This is a genomic window from Herbaspirillum sp. NPDC101397, assembly GCF_044767325.1.
Classification (GTDB): domain Bacteria; phylum Pseudomonadota; class Gammaproteobacteria; order Burkholderiales; family Burkholderiaceae_D; genus Herbaspirillum.
In genome coordinates, this window is record NZ_JBIWNS010000013.1 from 1 (window position 1) to 17649 (window position 17649).

Here is a 17649-nt window from a genome sequence, read left to right on the forward strand (position 1 = left end):
CCGAAGGGGCTGCGAACTTGCGGTCGCCTTCTTTTGCTTACTTTTCTTGGCGAAGCAAGAAAAGTGAGCGGCTGCCGGGCCGCCCCCGGCTTGGTAGTCCGGAGAACAAACACCCGAAGCTACCAAAAAACAACCGCAAGCAAGCAAAGAACAACAAAACAGAACATGTCAGGTTTTGCTGACCGCATCCAACGCCAGATTCAGCTTCAACACGTTGACCCTCGGTTCGCCGAACAAGCCCCACTGCGGCGCCTCAGTCTGCACCTTGACCAGCGCGCGAACCTGCTCCAAAGACAAGCCCCGCACCTTCGCCACCCGTGCCGCCTGATACTCCGCAGCAGCCGGACTGATATGCGGATCCAGCCCACTGCCGGATGAAGTCAGCAAGTCCAGAGGAATCTCCCGGCCTGCGCCAGGATCAGCTGCGCGCAACGCCTCCTCACGCGCCTTGGCCGCATCGACCAGGGCAGGATTCAGAGGACCGAAGTTGCTGCCGCCCGAAGCGCCGCCGTTGTACGGGAAAGTCCCCGAACTGGACAGACGGCCCCAGAAGTATTTGGGCTCGGTGAAGTTCTGGCCGATCAGCTCGGAGCCGACCGGCACGCCGCCGCGCACGATGACGCTGCCGTTGGCCTGGCTCGGGAAGAAGGCCTGCCCGACCAGCGTGATGACCGCCGGGTACAAGCCGCCCAGGATGAGCGACATCAGGATGAACAGCGAGACCGCGGGACGCAGATAAGTTTTCATGACAATTCCTTCAACAAAATTAAGCCAGGCCAAAGACGCCAAGCAACACGTCAATCAGCTTGATGCCGACAAACGGCACGACCAGACCGCCCAGACCGTAAATCAACAGATTGCGACGCAACAGTACAGCCGCGCCCAGCGCCCGATAACGCACGCCACGCAAGGCCAGCGGGATCAACACGACGATCACCAGCGCATTGAAAATCACCGCCGACAAAATCGCCGACGACGGATTATTCAGATGCATCACGTCCAGCGCCGCCAGTTGCGGATAGGTGGTCGCGAACATCGCCGGGATGATCGCGAAATACTTGGCGACGTCGTTGGCGATACTGAAGGTGGTCAGGCTGCCGCGCGTCATCAGCATCTGCTTGCCGATCTCGACGATCTCGATCAGCTTGGTCGGATTGGAATCCAGGTCGACCATGTTGCCGGCCTCTTTCGCCGCCTGCGTGCCGGTGTTCATGGCCACCGCGACGTCGGCCTGCGCCAGTGCCGGCGCATCGTTGGTGCCGTCGCCGGTCATCGCCACCAGCTTGCCCTCGGCCTGGTGCTGGCGAATCAGCGAGAGCTTGTTTTCCGGCGTGGCTTCGGCGAGGAAGTCGTCGACGCCCGCCTCCGCTGCGATCGCCGCTGCAGTGAGACGGTTGTCGCCGGTGATCATGATGGTCTTGATGCCCATGCGGCGCAGCTCGGAGAAGCGCTCCTTGATGCCGCCCTTGACGATGTCCTTCAACTCGATCACGCCGAGTACACGGATCGAACCGCTGGAGGCGTCGGTCTCAGCCACCACCAGAGGCGTGCTGCCGCGACGGGCGACGATGTCGACGGCGGCGGCGACTTCACCCGGTACTTGTTGACCGGCTTGCTCGGCCAGCTTGCGGATGGCGTCGGCGGCTCCTTTGCGAATCTGGCGATGGCCGATGTCGACACCGGACAGACGCGTCTGCGCAGTGAACGGGATGAAGACCGCGCCGAGGCTGGCCATTTCGCGTTCACGCAGATTGAAGCGCTTCTTGGCCAGCACCACGATGCTGCGGCCTTCCGGTGTTTCATCAGCCAGCGAGGCGAGCTGGGCGATGTCGGCCAACTCTTGTTCGCTCACGCCGTTGGCTGGCAGGAAGGCCGAGGCCTGGCGATTGCCGAGTGTGATGGTGCCGGTCTTGTCCAGCAGCAGTACGTCGACATCGCCGGCGGCTTCCACCGCACGGCCCGAGGTTGCGATCACGTTGGCCTGCATCATGCGGCTCATGCCGGCCACGCCGATGGCCGACAGCAGGCCGCCGATGGTGGTCGGGATCAGACACACCAGCAAGGCGATCAGCGCGGTCACGGTAACCGGCGCACCGCTCTGTGCGACGTTGACGCTGAACACCGAGAACGGCAGCAGGGTCACCGTCACCAGCAGGAACACGATGGTCAGCGCAACCAGCAGCAGGGTCAGCGCGATTTCATTCGGCGTCTTCTGGCGCTTGGCGCTTTCCACCATGGCGATCATGCGGTCGAGGAAGGCTTCGCCGGGGTTCACCGTGACGCGCACGATGATCCAGTCCGACAGCACGCGGGTGCCGCCGGTGACGGCGGTGAAGTCGCCGCCCGACTCGCGGATCACCGGCGCAGACTCACCGGTGATGGCGCTCTCGTCAACGGTGGCGACGCCTTCGACCACTTCGCCGTCGGCCGGGACGTAGTCACCCGCTTCGATCAGGACCAGGTCGCCCTTGCGCAGCGAGCTGCCTTCGACCAGTTCACAGCGATCATTGCGATTGGCGCGTTGCAGCTTCTTGGCCACCACACTTTTCTTGGCGCTGCGCAGCGATGCCGCCTGCGCCTTGCTGCGGCCCTCCGCCAATGCTTCGGCGAAGTTGGCGAACAGCACCGTGAACCATAACCACACCGTCACGGCGAGGATGAAGCCGGACGGCGCCTCACCTTTACCGTTGAGCGCCTGCAGATAGAGCAGCGTGGTCAGGATGCTGCCCAGGTACACCACGAACATCACCGGATTGCGCCATTGGGCGCGCGGCGACAGTTTGCGGAACGAGTCGATCACGGCCGGTTTGACGATGGCCGGATCGAACATCCATTTGGTTGCGGATTGCGCACCCGATGAGGCAGGCGTCGCGGCAGCAGGTACGCTACCGGCAGGGACAACAACTTTTTTGGCAGGACTATTTGCCATGTTTTTCTCCAATTCAGACATTAGTGAATCGCCATCATCTGCAGATGCTCGATCACCGGACCCAGCGCCAGCGCCGGGACATACGTCAGTGCGCCGACCAGGATCACCGCGCCGATCAGCAGCGCGACGAACAGCGGACCATGCGTGGGCAAGGTGCCGGATGTGGCCGCCAGGCGCTTCTTGCCTGCCAGCGAACCGGCCATGGCGAGCACTGGCACGATGATGCCGAAGCGGCCCAGCCACATGGCGATACCGGTCATGACGTTGTAATAAGGCGTGTTGGCCGACAAGCCGGCAAAGGCGCTGCCGTTGTTGTTGGCGGCCGAGCTGAAGGCGTAGAGGATTTCCGAGAAGCCATGGGCGCCGGGGTTGGCGATGCCGGCCAGGCCGCTTTCCACCATCACCGAAATCGCCGTCAGCACCAGCACCAGCGCCGGCGTCATCAGGATGGCGATGGACATCATCTTCATGTCGAACACGCCGATCTTCTTGCCCAGGTATTCCGGCGTGCGGCCGATCATCAGGCCGGCGATGAACACCGCCAGCACCGCAAAGATCAGCATGCCGTACAGACCTGCGCCGACGCCGCCGTAGACCACTTCACCGAGCTGCATCTGCAGCATCGGCACCAGTCCGCCCAACGGCGACAGCGAGTCGTGCATGGCGTTGACGGCGCCGCAGGATGCCGCCGTGGTGATCGCCGCAAACAGGCTCGATGCGATGATGCCGAAACGAGTTTCCTTGCCTTCCATCATGCCGCTGCTCTGCGTTGCATGCGCGACGGCCAGCGCGGGATTGGGCTGCTGCTCGAAGTACATCACGGTCAGCGTCATGACGATGAACAACAGCGTCATCGCAGCCAGGATCGCCCAGCCCTGGCGGCGGTCGCCGACCAGCATGCCGAAGCTGGTGCACAGTGCGGCGGGAATGATCAGGATCGCCAGCATCTGCACGAAGTTGGACAGCGGCGTCGGGTTCTCGTATGGGTGCGCCGAGTTGGCGTTGAAGAAACCGCCGCCGTTGGTGCCAACCATCTTGATCGCTTCCTGCGAGGCAACCGGGCCCATCGGCAAGGTTTGCTTGCTGGTCTTCATCTCATCGACCAGCGGTGCCCCCTTCTCGTCCTTGAGCGGCTGGCCTTGCGGATCCAGGCGCGGCACGGTGTAGGAAGTGGTTTCCAGCGTCGACACTTCGACATAGGACTTGAAGTTCTGGATCACGCCCTGGCTCATCAGCACGACGGCGACCAGTACCGACAACGGTAGCAGCACGTACAGGCTGGAGCGTGTCATGTCGATCCAGAAGTTGCCGATGCTCTTGCTGCTGTGACGCGCGAAGCCGCGGATCAGCGCAAAGGCGACGGCGATGCCTGTGGCGGCCGAGACAAAGTTCTGCACCGACAGCGCCAGCATCTGGGTCAGATAGCTCATCGTGCTTTCGCCGACGTAGCCCTGCCAGTTGGTGTTGGTGACGAAGCTCACTGCGGTGTTGAACGAGGAGTCGGCGCTGACATTGACCATGCCGGCCGGATTCAGCGGCAGCCAGAATTGCAGGCGTTGCAGCGCGTAGACGACGAACATGCCGACGATATTAAACAGTAGCAACGACAGCGCGTATTGCTTCCAGCCCATGTCGGCGTCGGAACGGATGCCGCACAGACGATAGAAGAAATGCTCAATGCCGCCGAACACGCGGTTGACGGCGGACTTGCCTTCCATCACGCGGGCGATGTACCAGCCCACCGGCACCGACAGCACGAGCAGGACGACCAGATAGATCGCCAGTTGGGTAATCGAGGCAGTCATGTCAGAAGGCCTCCGGCTTGATCAGGGCGTAAACGAGATACGCCAACAGGCCGACCGATACGGCCAGCCCCAGTATTTGCATGACGGTCATTGCATGTCCTCCAGCTTCTTGCAGGCGACGACAAATGCCCACATGACGATGCTGCAAGCCAGCAAGCCGCCGATATATAGAAAATCCATGTCCTACTCCCTTGATGAATGCTTACGGAGCAAACGATAGGGGGAAGGACGTTAAATCCGGATAAAACTATCGGAGGACGGTATAAATTTTGTGTAAACAAGAACGCGCCGCTCGGGGCGGCGCGTGCTGATCGGGACAGGAATTAAGTGAATGGTGATGCAGGAAGATATTACTGCAGGGAACAAGGTTCAGATCAGACCGAGCTTTCCTCGGTATTCCATTCGACCCGGTTCTTGCCGGCGCGTTTGGCGGCGTACATGGCCTTGTCGGCCTGCGCCACCAGCGCGTCCTGGTCGATGTGCTGGCCCGGTTCGTAGATCGCGATGCCGATACTGGTGGAGACATTGACGGTCGCGGCCGTGAGGATGAACGGCCGGCGCATCGACACCAGGATTTTTTCCGCTACGCCCATGGCGTCGGCCGGGCCGTGCAGGCGCTCGAGGATGACGGTGAATTCGTCGCCGGCCAGGCGCGCCACGGTGTCGACGTCGCGCACCGCATCGATCAGGCGTTCGGCAAACTTGACCAGCAGTTCGTCGCCGGCTTCATGACCGTACTTGTCGTTGATGCTCTTGAAACCGTCGACATCCATGAACAGCAGACCCATCTGCTGCGGTTCGCGGATGGCGCGCGCCATCGCCTCGGGCAGCTTTTCGGTAAAGGCGCGGCGATTCGGCAGGCCGGTCAGGATGTCGGTCAGCGCCATTTCCTGCAGCGAGTTGCGGAAGGCCTGACGCTCGGTGATGTCGTGCAGGAAGGCGATGAACAGGTGGCCGGCGCGGCGGCGCACGTAGCCGACTGTCATTTCGACCGGCAGTTCGTTGCCGTCGCGGCGCAACGCGTTGATCTCGATGCGGTTGTTGATCACCACGCCTTCGCCGGTGTTGAGGAAATGGGTCATGCCGCGCCGGTGCAGCTCGCGCTGCTCAAACGGAATGATCAGTTCGGCCAGTTCCTTTCCGACGGCTTCCTTGTGGGCCCAGCCCAGCAGTTGCTCGGCCTGGCGATTCCATTCCAGCACCATGCCGTCTTCGTCGATGGCGATGAAGGCGTCGTGGGCGTTTTGCAGGATCGCACGCAGTTCGGTTTCGCTTTCTTCCAGGCGGATCTGGTTTTCGCGCTGGTTGTCGAGGGACTGCTGCAGGGCGATGGCGGTTTCGTGCAGGCGCCGGGTGCGGTCTTCGACGCGTTGCTCCAGGCCTTCGTTGAGCGAGCGCACTTCGCGCAGGTAGTTTTCTTCGCGCTGGACCATGGTCGACAGCGTGGTCGAGAGCAGCTGGATTTCGTAATAGGTACCGACGATGGGAATCTCGGCGCTGTGGTCGCCGGTGGCGCGTCGTTCCAATGCGGCGCTCAGCGCATTCATCGGCGCCACCAGCCGGCGCGTCATGAAGAACGCCAGCGTCATCAGCAGCAAGCCTACGATGCAGCCGACGAACAGCACCTGGCGCTCCAGGTCCTTGAAGCCGGACATGGCGACCTGTTCGGGCTGACGCACCAGCACGCTCCATTTCATTTCGGTGTATTCGCTGTTGAGGCCGGTGCGCGCAAAACCGGTCAGGTAATGCTGGCCGTCTTCGCCGAGTTCGCGCATCGATCCCGACGGCAGGCGCAGCGAGGCCTTGAAGCTGTCGGAGGCGATTTTCTTTTCTTCGAGTTCGCGCGGACCGAGCAGCACGGTGCCGTCTTCGCGCACGATCATGATCTCGACGTCGTAGCGGTCATTGGCCGGGTTGAGCAGCTTCTTGGCCAGGTCGCGCGCCCAGGTCCAGCTCAGGTGTACGCCCAGTACGCCCTGGAACTGGCCGTCCGGTCCCATGATCGGCGTGGCGATGTCGACGAAGCGCCATGGATCGCTCATGACCGGCAGCTTCTTTTCCAGCAGCACGGCGGGATGATAGTCGCCGACGAAGAAATCCTTTTGCGCCTTCTGGTACCACGGCCGCTGCTCGACGCTCTGGCCTTCCAGCAAACCGTTGGCGGCGGCCAGCACGTTGCCGTCCGGCGTGGCGAAGCCGATCCAGGCGTAATTGGGAACGTTTCTTTGCAATTCGTTGAAGACGGCGCGCATGCGCGCCGGATCCTTGGCCTCGCGGATCGACGGACGTTGCGACAGCAGCTTCACGTCGATGTAGCGCTCCGCCATGCTGCGGTCGAGCGCGTCCTGCATTTGCCAGGCCAGTTGATTGAGCCGCGCCTCGGCTTCGTGACGCGCATAGCTGCGCGTGAATTGATCCACCAACGCCAGCACCGACGCCGTCGTGATCAGCACCGACAGCACCACTCCTATCGTGACCCATGAGGACAGACTCAATGTCGATGAGAGTTTTTTAATGCTCAAGATGGCTCCGGCTGCTGTTCGACGTGACACCGAAAGAACGGAAATGGCCTTGCTTGCCTTCCTCCCGGGCGCTCCCTCTGATTCTTTTATTGGGAATACCGAAATATTAGCTGGTCAATTGCATCGGGAGCAATACTTGACGCGGGAATAAGACTGAAAGCTTGTCTGTCAGACAAGCTTTTATCCATATAAACAGGCAATCTGTTGCAAAAACTGCCGGGTCGGGCGCAAGGGCCGTCCCGGCAGTCCGTCGGAGGGAGTCGGAAGCGCGTCGGAAGAGAATCAAACGCCGGCGCAAATACCATCGGCGCGCGGATCGGTGGCGCCTTCGATCAGGCCGTTCGGATGCACGCAAACGGCGCCCGCGTGACCCATCATGTCGGTGTAATCGGCCGTCACTTCGACATCATGGCCGGCGCGCCGGAGCGCCTCGATCACGTCGGCCGGGATGCGTCCCTCAAGCTTGAGGTTGGTCGACACCGTGCCCCAGGTGCGGCCCAGCAACCAGCGCGGCGCACTGACTGCAGCCTGCATGTTCTGACCGAACAGAATGTGGCGGCTGAACACTGCGGCCTGCGTCTGCGGCTGGCCTTCGCCGCCCATGGTGCCGTAGGCCAGCGTGCGGCCGTCGTTGAGACGCGCCAGCGAAGGATTGAGCGTATGGAACGGCAGCTTGCCCGGCTGCAACTGGTTGGCGCCGTCGTCGAGCGTAAAACTCGCGCCGCGGTTTTGCCACACCACACCGGTGTCGCCGGCGATCACGCCGCTGCCGAACTCCCAGAAAATGCTCTGGATATAACTGACCACGCGTCCCTGCGCATCGGCCGCGCCCATCCAGATGGTGTCGCCCGGCTTGGGCACATGCGGCCACGGCGCCGCGCGCTGCATGTCGATCTGCGCGGCCTCGCGGTCGAGCGCCTCAGGCGACAGCCAGTCGGCGGCATCGACCGACATGTGGGCGCGATCGGTGACGTGCTTGTTGCGCAGGATGAAGGCGCGCTTGGTGGCTTCCACCAGGCCGTGGATGTGTTCGAAGCCGTCCGCCTGCTTGACGCCGAGGCGATCGAACAGGCCCAGGATCATCAGCGCCGACACGCCCTGCGTCGGCGGCGGCAGATTATAGATACGGCCGGATTGCATCTGCACCATCAGCGGCTTGACGACCTGCGCGCGATAAGCGGCGAGGTCGGCGGCGCGCAACGGGCTGCCGGCCTGTTCGAGACCGGCGGCGAATTGCTGCGCCAGTTCACCGCGATAGAAATCGTCGAGGCCGGCTTCGGTCAGGCGCGACAGGGTCGCCGCCAGCGCCGGTTGTTTCAGGATGTCGCCCAGCGACGGTGCGCCTTGTGCTGCATAGGTGGCGGCGAAACCGGGCTGGTCCTTCAGCTCTTCCCATTTGTCCTGCGTGAGTTCAACCTGCGAGCGTGTGACCGGCACGCCGGCCCTGGCGTGATGAATCGCATCGGCCAGCAAGCGCGACAATGGCAGGCGCTTGCCGCCGTCCCAATCCTTGACGGCCTCCAGCGCTGCTGCCCAGCCGCCGACTGCGCCTGCCACGGTCAGCGCCGCGCGCGGACCGCGCGTCGGAATCGCCGCGTCGCCGTGCTGCGCATAAAAATCCTTGGTCGCCAGCGCGGCCGACTGGCCGCAGGCCTGGATCGCCACCGGTTCGCGGCCCGGTTCGCTGATGACCCAGAAGCCGTCGCCGCCGATGCCGTTCATGTGCGGATACACCACGGCGATGGCGGCAGCGGCGGCGACCATCGCCTCCACCGCGTTGCCGCCTTCGCGCAGCACGGCGGCACCGGCTTGCGCCGCCAGGTGATGCGGTGCGGTCACCATGCCGCCGATACAGGTCTTGCTGTACAACATAGAGGGCTCCTGAAACTGTCTGTCTTCGATTAATTGTCCATCCACGACACGTGCGCCGCCACGATGCGCCATCCTTGCGGCAAGCGCAGCCAGGTGTGGCTCTGGCGCCCGGTGCGCGCTTCACCGCTCTTGCTGAACTCGGTGTTGGCGGTGGCGTAGTCGGGGCCGTACGTAGTGATCACGGTCGCATGCAAGTCGCGCGCCAGGTTCTTCGGCGAGCGGCTGTTGCGGAACGCCTGGATGGTATCGTAACCGATCAGGTTTTCGGACGCACCGTAGCGCAAGGTGTGCGGACTGTTCCAGAACAGTTCGTCGAGGACGGCGACGTCGTTGTTGACCAGCGCCACCTCATAGCGCTCAAAGGCGGCGGTCACTTCGGCGACGACGTCGGGCAGGTTGATCTCGTATTCCATAGATACTTTCTTAGTGCCCGCCCAGATAAGCCTTGGCCAGCGCATCGTTGGCGGCGATCTCGGCGGCGGTGCCTTCGGCCACCACGCGTCCGCCTTCGATGACGTAGGCGCGATCGGCCAAGGCCAGCGCCAGTGCCGCCATCTGATCGACCAGCAGGATGGTCATGTCTTCATCGCGCAGGCCGTCGAGCGCGGCGAACAGTTCTGCGATGACCTTGGGGGCCAGGCCCAGCGACGGCTCGTCCAGCAACAGGATGCGCGGACGCGACATCAGGCCGCGCGCGACCGCCAGCATCTGCTGCTCGCCGCCCGACAACAGGCCGGCGCGATGATGCAAGCGCTCACGCAGGCGCGGGAAGCGTGTCAGCATTTCCTCGACGCGGCGGTCCATGTCCTGCGGATACAGGAAGGCGCCGAGGCGGATGTTGTCGAGCACGCTCAGCTCGGCGAACACCTGGCGACCTTCCGGCACCAGCACCACGCCGTGCTTGACGATCTCTTCCGCGCGCAGGTGCATCAGATTGACGCCGCCGACGTGAATGCCGCCGCGCACCGGACGATGCAGTCCCGCCAGCGCACGCATCAGCGTCGATTTGCCGGCGCCGTTGGCGCCCAGCAGCGCCACCATTTCACCCTGCTTTACTTGAAGGTTGATGCCGTGCAGGACCGGTTCGGCGCCATAGCCGGCGATCAGTTCGCCGACGCCGAGCAACTCCTGGCCGGAACGGCTGCCGCGAATACGCGCTTCGGCCTGCATCGCTTCGCCGAGATAAGCCTGGCGCACCGCCGGATTGTCCTGGATCTCCTGCGGTGTGCCCAGCGCCAGGCGCTGGCCGGCATCCAGCACCACGATGCGGTGCGAGATGTCCATGACCAGCGACATGTCGTGCTCCACCAGCACCACGCTGATGCCGGCTGCGGCGATGCGTTGCAGCAGGCGCGCGAGCTTTTCCTTGTCTTCGCGCGACAGGCCGGCGGCCGGCTCATCCAGCAGCAGCACCTCGGGATCGGTTGCCAGCGCGCGGGCGATTTCCACCAGCCGGCGATCGACGTGGGCCAGATCGGCCGATGCAATATCGACCGCCCCTTCGTAGCCGCAATACGCCAGCAGTTGCCTGCTGCGCGCACGAATCTCCGCCGCGCCGAAACTGCCGGCGTTGAGCAGGCCGCCGAGCTTGCCCTTGCCCATGGCCAGTGCGACGTTGTCTTCCACCGTCAGCGAGCCGAACAGTTGCGAGGTCTGATACGTGCGTGCGACGCCATGGCGGGCGATGCGGAAGGCCGGCAAGCCTGCAAGCGCGGCACCTTGCAACGAGAAGCCGCCGATAGAGGGCTTGTAGAACCCGCTTAGCATGTTCAGCGCGGTGGTTTTTCCTGCGCCGTTGGGGCCGATCAGGCTCGTGATGGCGGCGGCCGGCACGTCGAAGCTGAGATCGCCGACCGCGCGCACGCCGCCGAAGATCATCGTCAATCCTTCTGCCCGCAGAGTGCGGCGATCACGCTGCGGCAACACCGCCTCCTGCAATCGCTGCGGCAGGTCGTCATAGGAGGGAGTAGCGGTCGCTGCACCGGGGATTTTCTTGCTCCCCATTTTTGCCGCCAGCTGACGCAGCATGCCGGTCACGCCATCCGGCGCAATCCACAGCACCAGCAACAGCAGGCCGCCGAAAAACAGCAGCCGGTAATCTTCCAGACTGGACAACAACTCCGGCAGCACGCCGACGATGACGGCGCCGATCAGCGGTCCCATCGTCGCGCCCGCGCCGCCGACCACTACCACCAGCACGAACAGGATCGATTGCATGAAGCCGAAGGTGTCCGGCGTGACGAAGGTCGACAACGGCGCAAACAAACCGCCCGCCAGACCGGCCAGCATGGCCGACACGGCGAAGGCCACGGTCTTGATCACGAGCGGATTGAGGCCGATCGATTCGGAGGCGGTCTCGCTGTCCTTCACCGCGCGCATGGCGGCGCCCCAGGTGCCGCGCGCCAGCCAGCAGAACGCTGCAAGCAGAATGGCGGCGCTGCAGATCGCCAGCAGCGCGATGCCGCGTTCGCCTTGCACCAGACCGCCGAAGCCCGGCGCGGCGATGCCCATGATGCCGTTCTGGCCGCCGGTGAGTCCGCGCATTTCAATGATGGCGTGCTGCACGATGAAGCTGAAGGCAATCGTGATCATCGCCAGGTACGGCCCTTTCACGCGCAGGGCCGGCAGCGCCAGCAAAGCGCCCAGCGCAGCGGCGATCAGCGCCGCCAGCGGCCACACCAGCCAGAAGCTGACGCCGAATTTGGTGGTCAGTATCGCCACCGTATAGGCGCCGATGGCGTAGAAGCCGATGTGCCCGAACGAGACCTGTCCGGTCAGGCCGAGCAGCACGTTCAGGCCGATGCCGACGATCGCCATCAAGGCGATGCCGGTCAGCACGAACACGTAATAACTGTTGACGGTGAGCGCCAGGCAGCACACCGCCACCAGCGCGGCAAGACCCGCCGCCAGCGGCAACGGTCCGGCCAGCCCGAGCAGGCGGCGCGGCGGCGGCGATGCAGATGCCGCTGTTTTTGCTGCCGTTTTTGCTGCAGCCACCACGGAAGAAGGAGGAATGGTCGTCATACTTTTTTCACCTGTGCGCGACCGAACAGGCCGTTGGGACGAATGGCCAGCACCACGATCACCAGTGCGAAGGTGATGATCTGCGTGTAGCCGGAACCGAGTGTGGAGGTGATCATCGCTTCCGCCACGCCGAACAGCAGGCCGGCGATCATCACGCCCCAGGCACTGGTGATGCCGCCGAGGATGGCGACGGCAAACGCCTTGAGGCCGAACAGCGTACCCATGTCGGCGTTGACGTTGAACAGCGGCGCGATCAGCACGCCGGCGATGCCCGCCAGCAGCGTCGACAAGGCGAAGGAGACTGCGACGGCGCGTACGATGGGAATGCCCATCAGCCTTGCAGCGTCGCGGTTTTGCACCACCGCGAGCATGGCGATGCCCCAGCGCGTGCGGCGCGAGATGCGATGCAGCACCGCCGCCAGCACCAGACCGACTACCGGAATAAGAAGCTGCAGCGGATACACGCCCAGGCCGACGCCGCCGATTTCAATCGACGACAAGGCCAACGGCGACGGCAGGCTGCGCGGCTCCTTGCCGAAGGTATGCATGACGACGTTGTCGAGCACGATGCCCAAGGCCACGGTCGACATCAGCCAGGCGTTGGAACCGCGGTTGGCGAACGGCCGTACCGCCAGCACTTCCACCACCAGACCGTACAGCGCACATACAGCCAGCGCCAGCATCACGGCCGACCACATCGGCCAGCCCAGCGTCTGCGAAAACGTGAAGCACAGGACCGCACCCAGCATCATGGAACTGCCCTGCGCAAAATTGACCGTACCCGATACCGCATAGGTGATGTAAAAACCCAGCGCCATCAGGCCATACATGCTTCCCAGTCCCAACCCGCTGATCAGCGCCGACAACAGCAACATCTTGTTCTCCCTGATTGAATCTTGTCGCCCGGGCGCTGCAGCTTGCGTCGCCCGGGCAGGTTCGTCATCCCCGAAACCGAGGACGGCTTACTGCGTCAATCCTACCGGCAGGATGCGGTTGTCGATGAACTGCGCCCACACATAGTCGTCGGATTGCAGCGCGTCGTGCACGGCCGGCGAGAACGGTTTGACATAGGTCTTGATCAGGCCTTCATAGCGATCGATCTTGTAGAAACCTTCGCGGATCGCGTCGCCGTTGGTGGAGCCCGCCTTGGCGATCGCCAGCGCAGCCAGCTGCATGCCGTCGTAGGCATTGGCGACGCCGACCGCCGGGGTGATGTCGTCCGGTCCCTTGATGTTCGGATACTTGGCCTTGAGGTCCCTGACCACCTTGTCGCCGACCGGCGTCAGCTTGCCGAAGAAGCTGAAGGTCTGGACGAAGTGGACGTTCTTTGCATTCGGTCCGGCCAGTTCAGTGAAGCGTCCGCCGGCCGGGCCCCAGTGCGAAACCACCGGCACCTTCCAGCCCATGCGGTCGAGCGACTTCACCACCTGCGCCGACGGGCCGACGTTGCCGACCAAAAACAGGGTATCGGCGCCGGCTACTTTCAGACGCGTCAGCTGCGGCACGATGTCGACGTCGCTGGCCTCGAACTTCTCGATGCCGGCCGGCTTCATGGATTTCTCGGCCAGCGCGGCGACGATGCCCTTCTCGTTCGATTCGCCCCATGGGTTGTTGACCAGGATCAGGCCGGCCTTGCTGGCCTTGAAGGTCTTCTGCGCGTAGGTCAGCATGGCCTTGTCGACCAGTTCGTCCACTGCCGAGACGCGGAAAGCGTAGTTGGGGTTGGCGCCGTTCTTGGTGACGCCGGTGCCGGCGGCCCAGGGGCCCATGAACGGCACCTTCTCGGCGTTGATGATGGGCACGATGGCCATGGATACCGGCGTATCAAGGCCCCCGAAGATCATCGCCACTTTTTCCTTGAAGATCAGTTCGCGCGCTGCGACCACGCCCTTGGCCGGATTTCCTTCGTCGTCGCGGCGGACCAGCTCCAGCTTGCGGCCGCCGAGCAGGCCGCCCTTGGCATTGATCTCGTCGATGGCGACCGTCAGGCCGCGCGTGATGGCTTCGCCCGATTGCGCCGACTGGCCGGACAGGGCCGTGACCAGGCCGATCTTGATGGGGTCGGCGGCCAGCGCCAGCGGCGACAGGCTGGCTGCGGCCAAGGTCGCCAGGGCGGCGGCGATTGCGGTGCGACGAGTGAAGTGGATCATGTGGCTCTCCCGGATCTGAATTGATGAGTGGTTGGTTTTGCTTTGTTCCCGGCATGACTTATGCAAGGGCTATGCCAACTGCCACAATAAAAAATAGTTTTTGCCGACAATATGTATCTCGTATTAGAAGCAATAAATCACTTTTATTGACGCAAATATAAATTCAATATTGCAATCAATAATGCACGGACAAAGTGCAGAAAGTGGAAAGAGATGAATAAAATGATGCACGCCGCACCATCATCGATCAGCGCCATGCAGCCGGATCAACCTGACCGCCTCGGCGTATTGCCGGTGCACGGTCGCTTCGGCTATTCGGCCATCACGCAGCGTCCGCATTACCGCTGGCCCAACGGCGCCGGCCTGGCGGTGTACCTCGGCTTCAACATCGAGCACTTCGCCTTCGGTGAAGGCCTGGGCGCGCGTCTGGGCCCGGCCGCCGCCGAACCCGACGTGCTCAATTACGCCTGGCGCGAATACGGCAACCGCGTCGGCGCCTGGCGCTGCCTGGAACTGTTCGACAGCCTCGGCCTGCCGGCCGGGGTGCTTGCCAACACGGCGCTCTACGACCATTGCCCGGAGCTGATCGCAGCCTTCGTCGCGCGCGGCGACGAGCTGATCGGCCACGGCCACACCAACGCCCATCAACAGGGCACGCTCGACGAAGCCGCCGAACTGGCGCTGCTGCAATTCTGCCGCGAGCGCATGCAGCAGCACAGCGGGCGGACGCCGACCGGCTGGTTGTCGCCCTGGATTTCGGAAAGCCTGGCTACGCCCGACCTGTTGCTGGAAAGCGGCTACCGCTACAACCTCAACTGGTGCCACGACGACCAGCCCACGCACATGCAGACGCGCAGCGGCAAGACGCTGTGGTCGATCCCCTATCCGCAGGAGGTCAACGACATCCCGATGATCGTGGCGCGCCAGATGGACGGCAAGGATTTCGCCCAGCTCATCGTCGACAACTTCGACGAAATGCTCGAGCAGTCGCGCCGCCAGCCGCTGGTGATGGGCATCGCGCTGCATCCTTACCTGGTCGGCCAGCCCTACCGTCTGCGCCACCTGCGCCGCGCACTGGAACACATCGCCGCCGCGCGCGACCGCAGCGAGGTCTGGTTCACCACGCCGGGCGCGATCTGCGACCACGTCGACGGACTGGAAGTGCTGAAGTCGCAACCGGCGGTTGCGCTGGCGCAGGGGTGACGCATGAACGTCCACATGAACGCTCAGACCAGGAACGATGCATCGCACGACAACTATGCAGGCGCCTGGGTGCCGCACGGCCGCTTCGTGGTCTCCGGCGCCGCCGAGGGCGAACTGCGCGGCCTGCGCTTCGCGGCCAAGGACGTGTTCGACGTCGCCGGCCATCCCACCGGCGCGGGCAATCCGGTCTGGCTGGCCACGCATGCGCTGCCGCAGAAAACCAGCCCGCTCATCACGACGCTGCTGGCCGCCGGCGCCACGCTGGTCGGCAAGACCGTCACTGATGAACTGGCCTACAGCATCCACGGCGACAACATCCACTACGGCACCCCGCTCAATACGCGCGCGCCGGACCGGGTGCCGGGCGGTTCTTCCAGCGGTTCGGTGGCGGCGGTCGCGGCCGGCCTGTGCGACTTCGCGCTGGGCACCGACACCGGCGGCTCGACCCGCGTGCCGGCCAGCTATTGCGGCGTGTGGGGCTTGCGCACTACGCACGGCCTGCTGCCGCGCGAGGCGATGGTGCCGCTGCAGCCGGCGTTCGATACCGCGACCTGGTTCGCGCAAGATGCAGAGGTGTTCGAGCGCGTCGGCCGCGTTCTATTGCCTCGACAGGCAAAACACAGTTTCAGGCGCGCGCTGCTGCTCACCGACGTGCTGGCGCAGGCCGATACCGTATTCCATGAGCGGGTCGAGCAGGTCTTCATGGCGTTCGACGGCGCGCGCACGCGCCATACGCTGGCGGCTCCCGGCATGCTGGAAGAATGGCGGCGCACCTATGTCACCGCGTCCGCTTACGACGGCTGGCAAGTCCACGGCGCGTGGATCGCAGCCAATCGGCCCGACTTCAGCCCTGCGGTGGCGGCGCGCTGGCAGTTCGCCGCCGACGTCAATACGCATGACGCCGCCATGGCGGTGCAACGCCAGGACACCATCCGCAAGCAGGTATCCGACTTGCTGGGTGAAGACGGCGTGGCGATCATTCCGTCGGCGGCAAGCGTGGCGCCGCTGCTCAGCGCGAGTGGCGCCGAGGTCGACGAGGTGCGCACGCGCAGCTTCCGCATCACGTGCATCGCCGGACTGGCCGGTTTGCCGCAGGTCAGCCTGCCGTTTTCTACAGACGCGGGCCTGCCGATCGGCGTATCATTGCTGGGCCCGGCCGGCAGCGACCTGGCGCTGATACGGCTGGCGACGGCCTTGTGGAATCAATTGCAGGAAATTCGCAGAACACGATGAACGATATGCCTCTCCGCAGCACCGCAAAGAAAGCCGGCAAGCCGGCGCTCAAGTCCCTTAAGGCCGCAGCGGCCGCACCGACCGCAGCAGCACGCACCGGCCGTCCCAAGGTCCGTCACGACGCGCTGGCCGACGCCTCCGTCGATGCCGCACATGCGGACGATGGCGACGACATCATCCAGCGCATTTACCAAAGCGTCTTCACCAGCGTCATGAGCCAGCGCCTGACGCCCGGCACCAAGCTGCCCGAAGCCGCCTTGTGCGAACTGTTCGGCGTCGGTCGTACGGTGGTGCAGAAGGCGCTGCAAAAGCTGGCGCATGAGCATATCGTCGAACTGCGCCCGAACCGCGGCGCCATCGTCGCCATGCCGACGCCGGAAGAAACCCGCGAGATTTTCGAAGCGCGCCGTTCACTGGAGTCCGCTGTGCTGGCGCTGGCCGTGAAGAACGCCACCAAGGCCGACCTCGCCAAACTGCGCCGCCAGCTCAAGGAAGAACATGCAGCCATGCACAATTACGCCCAGACCGACTGGGCGCGGCTGGCCTCGGCGTTCCACCTGCGCGTGGCGGAGCTGTGCCGCAATCCCATCCTGCAACGCTACCTGAGCGAACTGGTGTCGCGCTGCTCCCTGATCGTCGCCCTGCACGAACCGTCCGGCTACGCCGCCTGCGAACACGACGAACACACCAGCATCGTCGACTTCATCGAAAAAGGCGACGCCGCCGGCGCCATCGCGGCCATGGAAGAACACTTGCTGGTGCTGGAGCAACGCATCCAGCTGGTCAGCGAAAAGTCGGCCAATAGTTTAGCGCGCATGCTCGGGATGGAATGAAGATCCATCATTGAATGAAAAAAGGCCGGGCCATTTTCATGGTCCCGGCCTTCGTGTCTCCTGCCTTCAACTTCCCTG

General features: G+C 63.7%; 14 protein-coding genes. 4 read left to right on the top strand and 10 right to left on the bottom strand.

Annotated elements, in window-relative coordinates; genetic code table 11:
* Positions 1–182 (top strand): hypothetical protein (locus ACIROW_RS23295; RefSeq protein ID WP_402279403.1); only part of this gene is annotated, 182 nt, incomplete at its 5' end.
* Here the strand turns inward: ACIROW_RS23295 and kdpC are convergent.
* The 10 genes from kdpC to ACIROW_RS23345 all read right to left on the bottom strand — a co-directional run bounded on the left by kdpC (position 169) and on the right by ACIROW_RS23345 (position 14302).
* Positions 169–747 carry a potassium-transporting ATPase subunit KdpC gene (kdpC, locus tag ACIROW_RS23300; RefSeq protein ID WP_402279405.1) on the bottom strand — a complete coding sequence of 193 codons (579 nt, stop codon included), beginning with the start codon at positions 745–747 and terminating at the stop codon, positions 169–171. The genes ACIROW_RS23295 and kdpC overlap by 14 nt on opposite strands.
* A gap of 19 nt (positions 748–766) precedes the next feature.
* Positions 767–2830 carry a potassium-transporting ATPase subunit KdpB gene (kdpB, locus tag ACIROW_RS23305; RefSeq protein WP_402279605.1) on the bottom strand — a complete coding sequence of 688 codons (2064 nt, stop codon included), beginning with the start codon at positions 2828–2830 and terminating at the stop codon, positions 767–769.
* Positions 2831–2949: 119 nt separating this feature from the next.
* A complete protein-coding gene (gene kdpA, locus ACIROW_RS23310) occupies positions 2950–4734 on the bottom strand; it encodes a potassium-transporting ATPase subunit KdpA (RefSeq protein ID WP_402279407.1) in 1785 nt (594 codons plus the stop codon).
* A 1-nt stretch (position 4735) separates the two neighbouring features.
* A complete protein-coding gene (gene kdpF, locus ACIROW_RS23315) occupies positions 4736–4825 on the bottom strand; it encodes a K(+)-transporting ATPase subunit F (RefSeq protein ID WP_402279409.1) in 90 nt (29 codons plus the stop codon).
* 283 nt (positions 4826–5108) lie between these two features.
* The gene (locus ACIROW_RS23320) at positions 5109–7256 is read right to left on the bottom strand and encodes a diguanylate cyclase domain-containing protein (RefSeq protein WP_402279412.1); all 2148 of its coding nucleotides are present in this window, start codon (positions 7254–7256) and stop codon (positions 5109–5111) included.
* Positions 7257–7538: 282 nt separating this feature from the next.
* A complete protein-coding gene (locus ACIROW_RS23325; RefSeq protein WP_402279414.1) occupies positions 7539–9128 on the bottom strand; it encodes a gamma-glutamyltransferase family protein in 1590 nt (529 codons plus the stop codon).
* 29 nt (positions 9129–9157) lie between these two features.
* Positions 9158–9541 (bottom strand): oxalurate catabolism protein HpxZ, encoded by a 384-nt coding sequence (gene hpxZ / locus ACIROW_RS23330; RefSeq protein ID WP_402279416.1) that lies wholly within the window; start codon positions 9539–9541, stop codon positions 9158–9160.
* A 10-nt stretch (positions 9542–9551) separates the two neighbouring features.
* A complete protein-coding gene (locus tag ACIROW_RS23335; protein ID WP_402279418.1) occupies positions 9552–12152 on the bottom strand; it encodes an ATP-binding cassette domain-containing protein in 2601 nt (866 codons plus the stop codon).
* Entirely contained in the window at positions 12149–13027 is an 879-nt protein-coding gene (locus tag ACIROW_RS23340; RefSeq protein ID WP_402279421.1) for a branched-chain amino acid ABC transporter permease, read from the bottom strand. Before ACIROW_RS23340 ends, ACIROW_RS23335 begins: the two co-directional genes overlap by 4 nt.
* Positions 13028–13114: 87 nt before the next feature.
* On the bottom strand, positions 13115–14302 hold the full coding sequence (locus ACIROW_RS23345; RefSeq protein WP_402279423.1) for an ABC transporter substrate-binding protein: 1188 nt from the start codon (positions 14300–14302) through the stop codon (positions 13115–13117).
* Positions 14303–14557: 255 nt separating this feature from the next.
* On the opposite strand from ACIROW_RS23345, the gene ACIROW_RS23350 reads away from it, so the two are divergent.
* Genes ACIROW_RS23350 through ACIROW_RS23360 form a run of 3 tightly spaced genes read left to right on the top strand, consistent with a single transcriptional unit; the run spans position 14558 to position 17571 of the window.
* Positions 14558–15505 carry a polysaccharide deacetylase family protein gene (locus ACIROW_RS23350; RefSeq protein WP_402279608.1) on the top strand — a complete coding sequence of 316 codons (948 nt, stop codon included), beginning with the start codon at positions 14558–14560 and terminating at the stop codon, positions 15503–15505.
* 15 nt (positions 15506–15520) lie between these two features.
* Positions 15521–16738: an amidase gene (locus ACIROW_RS23355; protein ID WP_402279425.1), complete on the top strand. Its 1218-nt coding sequence runs from the start codon at positions 15521–15523 to the stop codon at positions 16736–16738.
* A complete protein-coding gene (locus ACIROW_RS23360; protein ID WP_402279427.1) occupies positions 16735–17571 on the top strand; it encodes a GntR family transcriptional regulator in 837 nt (278 codons plus the stop codon). The genes ACIROW_RS23355 and ACIROW_RS23360 overlap by 4 nt, the downstream gene beginning before the upstream one ends.
* Positions 17572–17649: the final 78 nt, after the last annotated feature.

What these genes read in the sequence shown, in the direction of transcription:
- kdpC (WP_402279405.1), bottom strand. Translation starts at nt 747, where the DNA reads ATGAAAACTTATCTGCGTCCCGCGGTCTCGCTGTTCATCCTGATGTCG.
- kdpB (WP_402279605.1), bottom strand. Translation starts at nt 2,830, where the DNA reads ATGTTCGATCCGGCCATCGTCAAACCGGCCGTGATCGACTCGTTCCGC.
- kdpA (WP_402279407.1), bottom strand. Translation starts at nt 4,734, where the DNA reads ATGACTGCCTCGATTACCCAACTGGCGATCTATCTGGTCGTCCTGCTC.
- kdpF (WP_402279409.1), bottom strand. Translation starts at nt 4,825, where the DNA reads ATGACCGTCATGCAAATACTGGGGCTGGCCGTATCGGTCGGCCTGTTG.
- ACIROW_RS23325 (WP_402279414.1), bottom strand. Translation starts at nt 9,128, where the DNA reads ATGTTGTACAGCAAGACCTGTATCGGCGGCATGGTGACCGCACCGCAT.
- hpxZ (WP_402279416.1), bottom strand. Translation starts at nt 9,541, where the DNA reads ATGGAATACGAGATCAACCTGCCCGACGTCGTCGCCGAAGTGACCGCC.
- ACIROW_RS23335 (WP_402279418.1), bottom strand. Translation starts at nt 12,152, where the DNA reads ATGACGACCATTCCTCCTTCTTCCGTGGTGGCTGCAGCAAAAACGGCA.
- ACIROW_RS23340 (WP_402279421.1), bottom strand. Translation starts at nt 13,027, where the DNA reads ATGTTGCTGTTGTCGGCGCTGATCAGCGGGTTGGGACTGGGAAGCATG.
- ACIROW_RS23345 (WP_402279423.1), bottom strand. Translation starts at nt 14,302, where the DNA reads ATGATCCACTTCACTCGTCGCACCGCAATCGCCGCCGCCCTGGCGACC.
- ACIROW_RS23350 (WP_402279608.1), top strand. Translation starts at nt 14,558, where the DNA reads ATGCAGCCGGATCAACCTGACCGCCTCGGCGTATTGCCGGTGCACGGT.
- ACIROW_RS23355 (WP_402279425.1), top strand. Translation starts at nt 15,521, where the DNA reads ATGAACGCTCAGACCAGGAACGATGCATCGCACGACAACTATGCAGGC.
- ACIROW_RS23360 (WP_402279427.1), top strand. Translation starts at nt 16,735, where the DNA reads ATGAACGATATGCCTCTCCGCAGCACCGCAAAGAAAGCCGGCAAGCCG.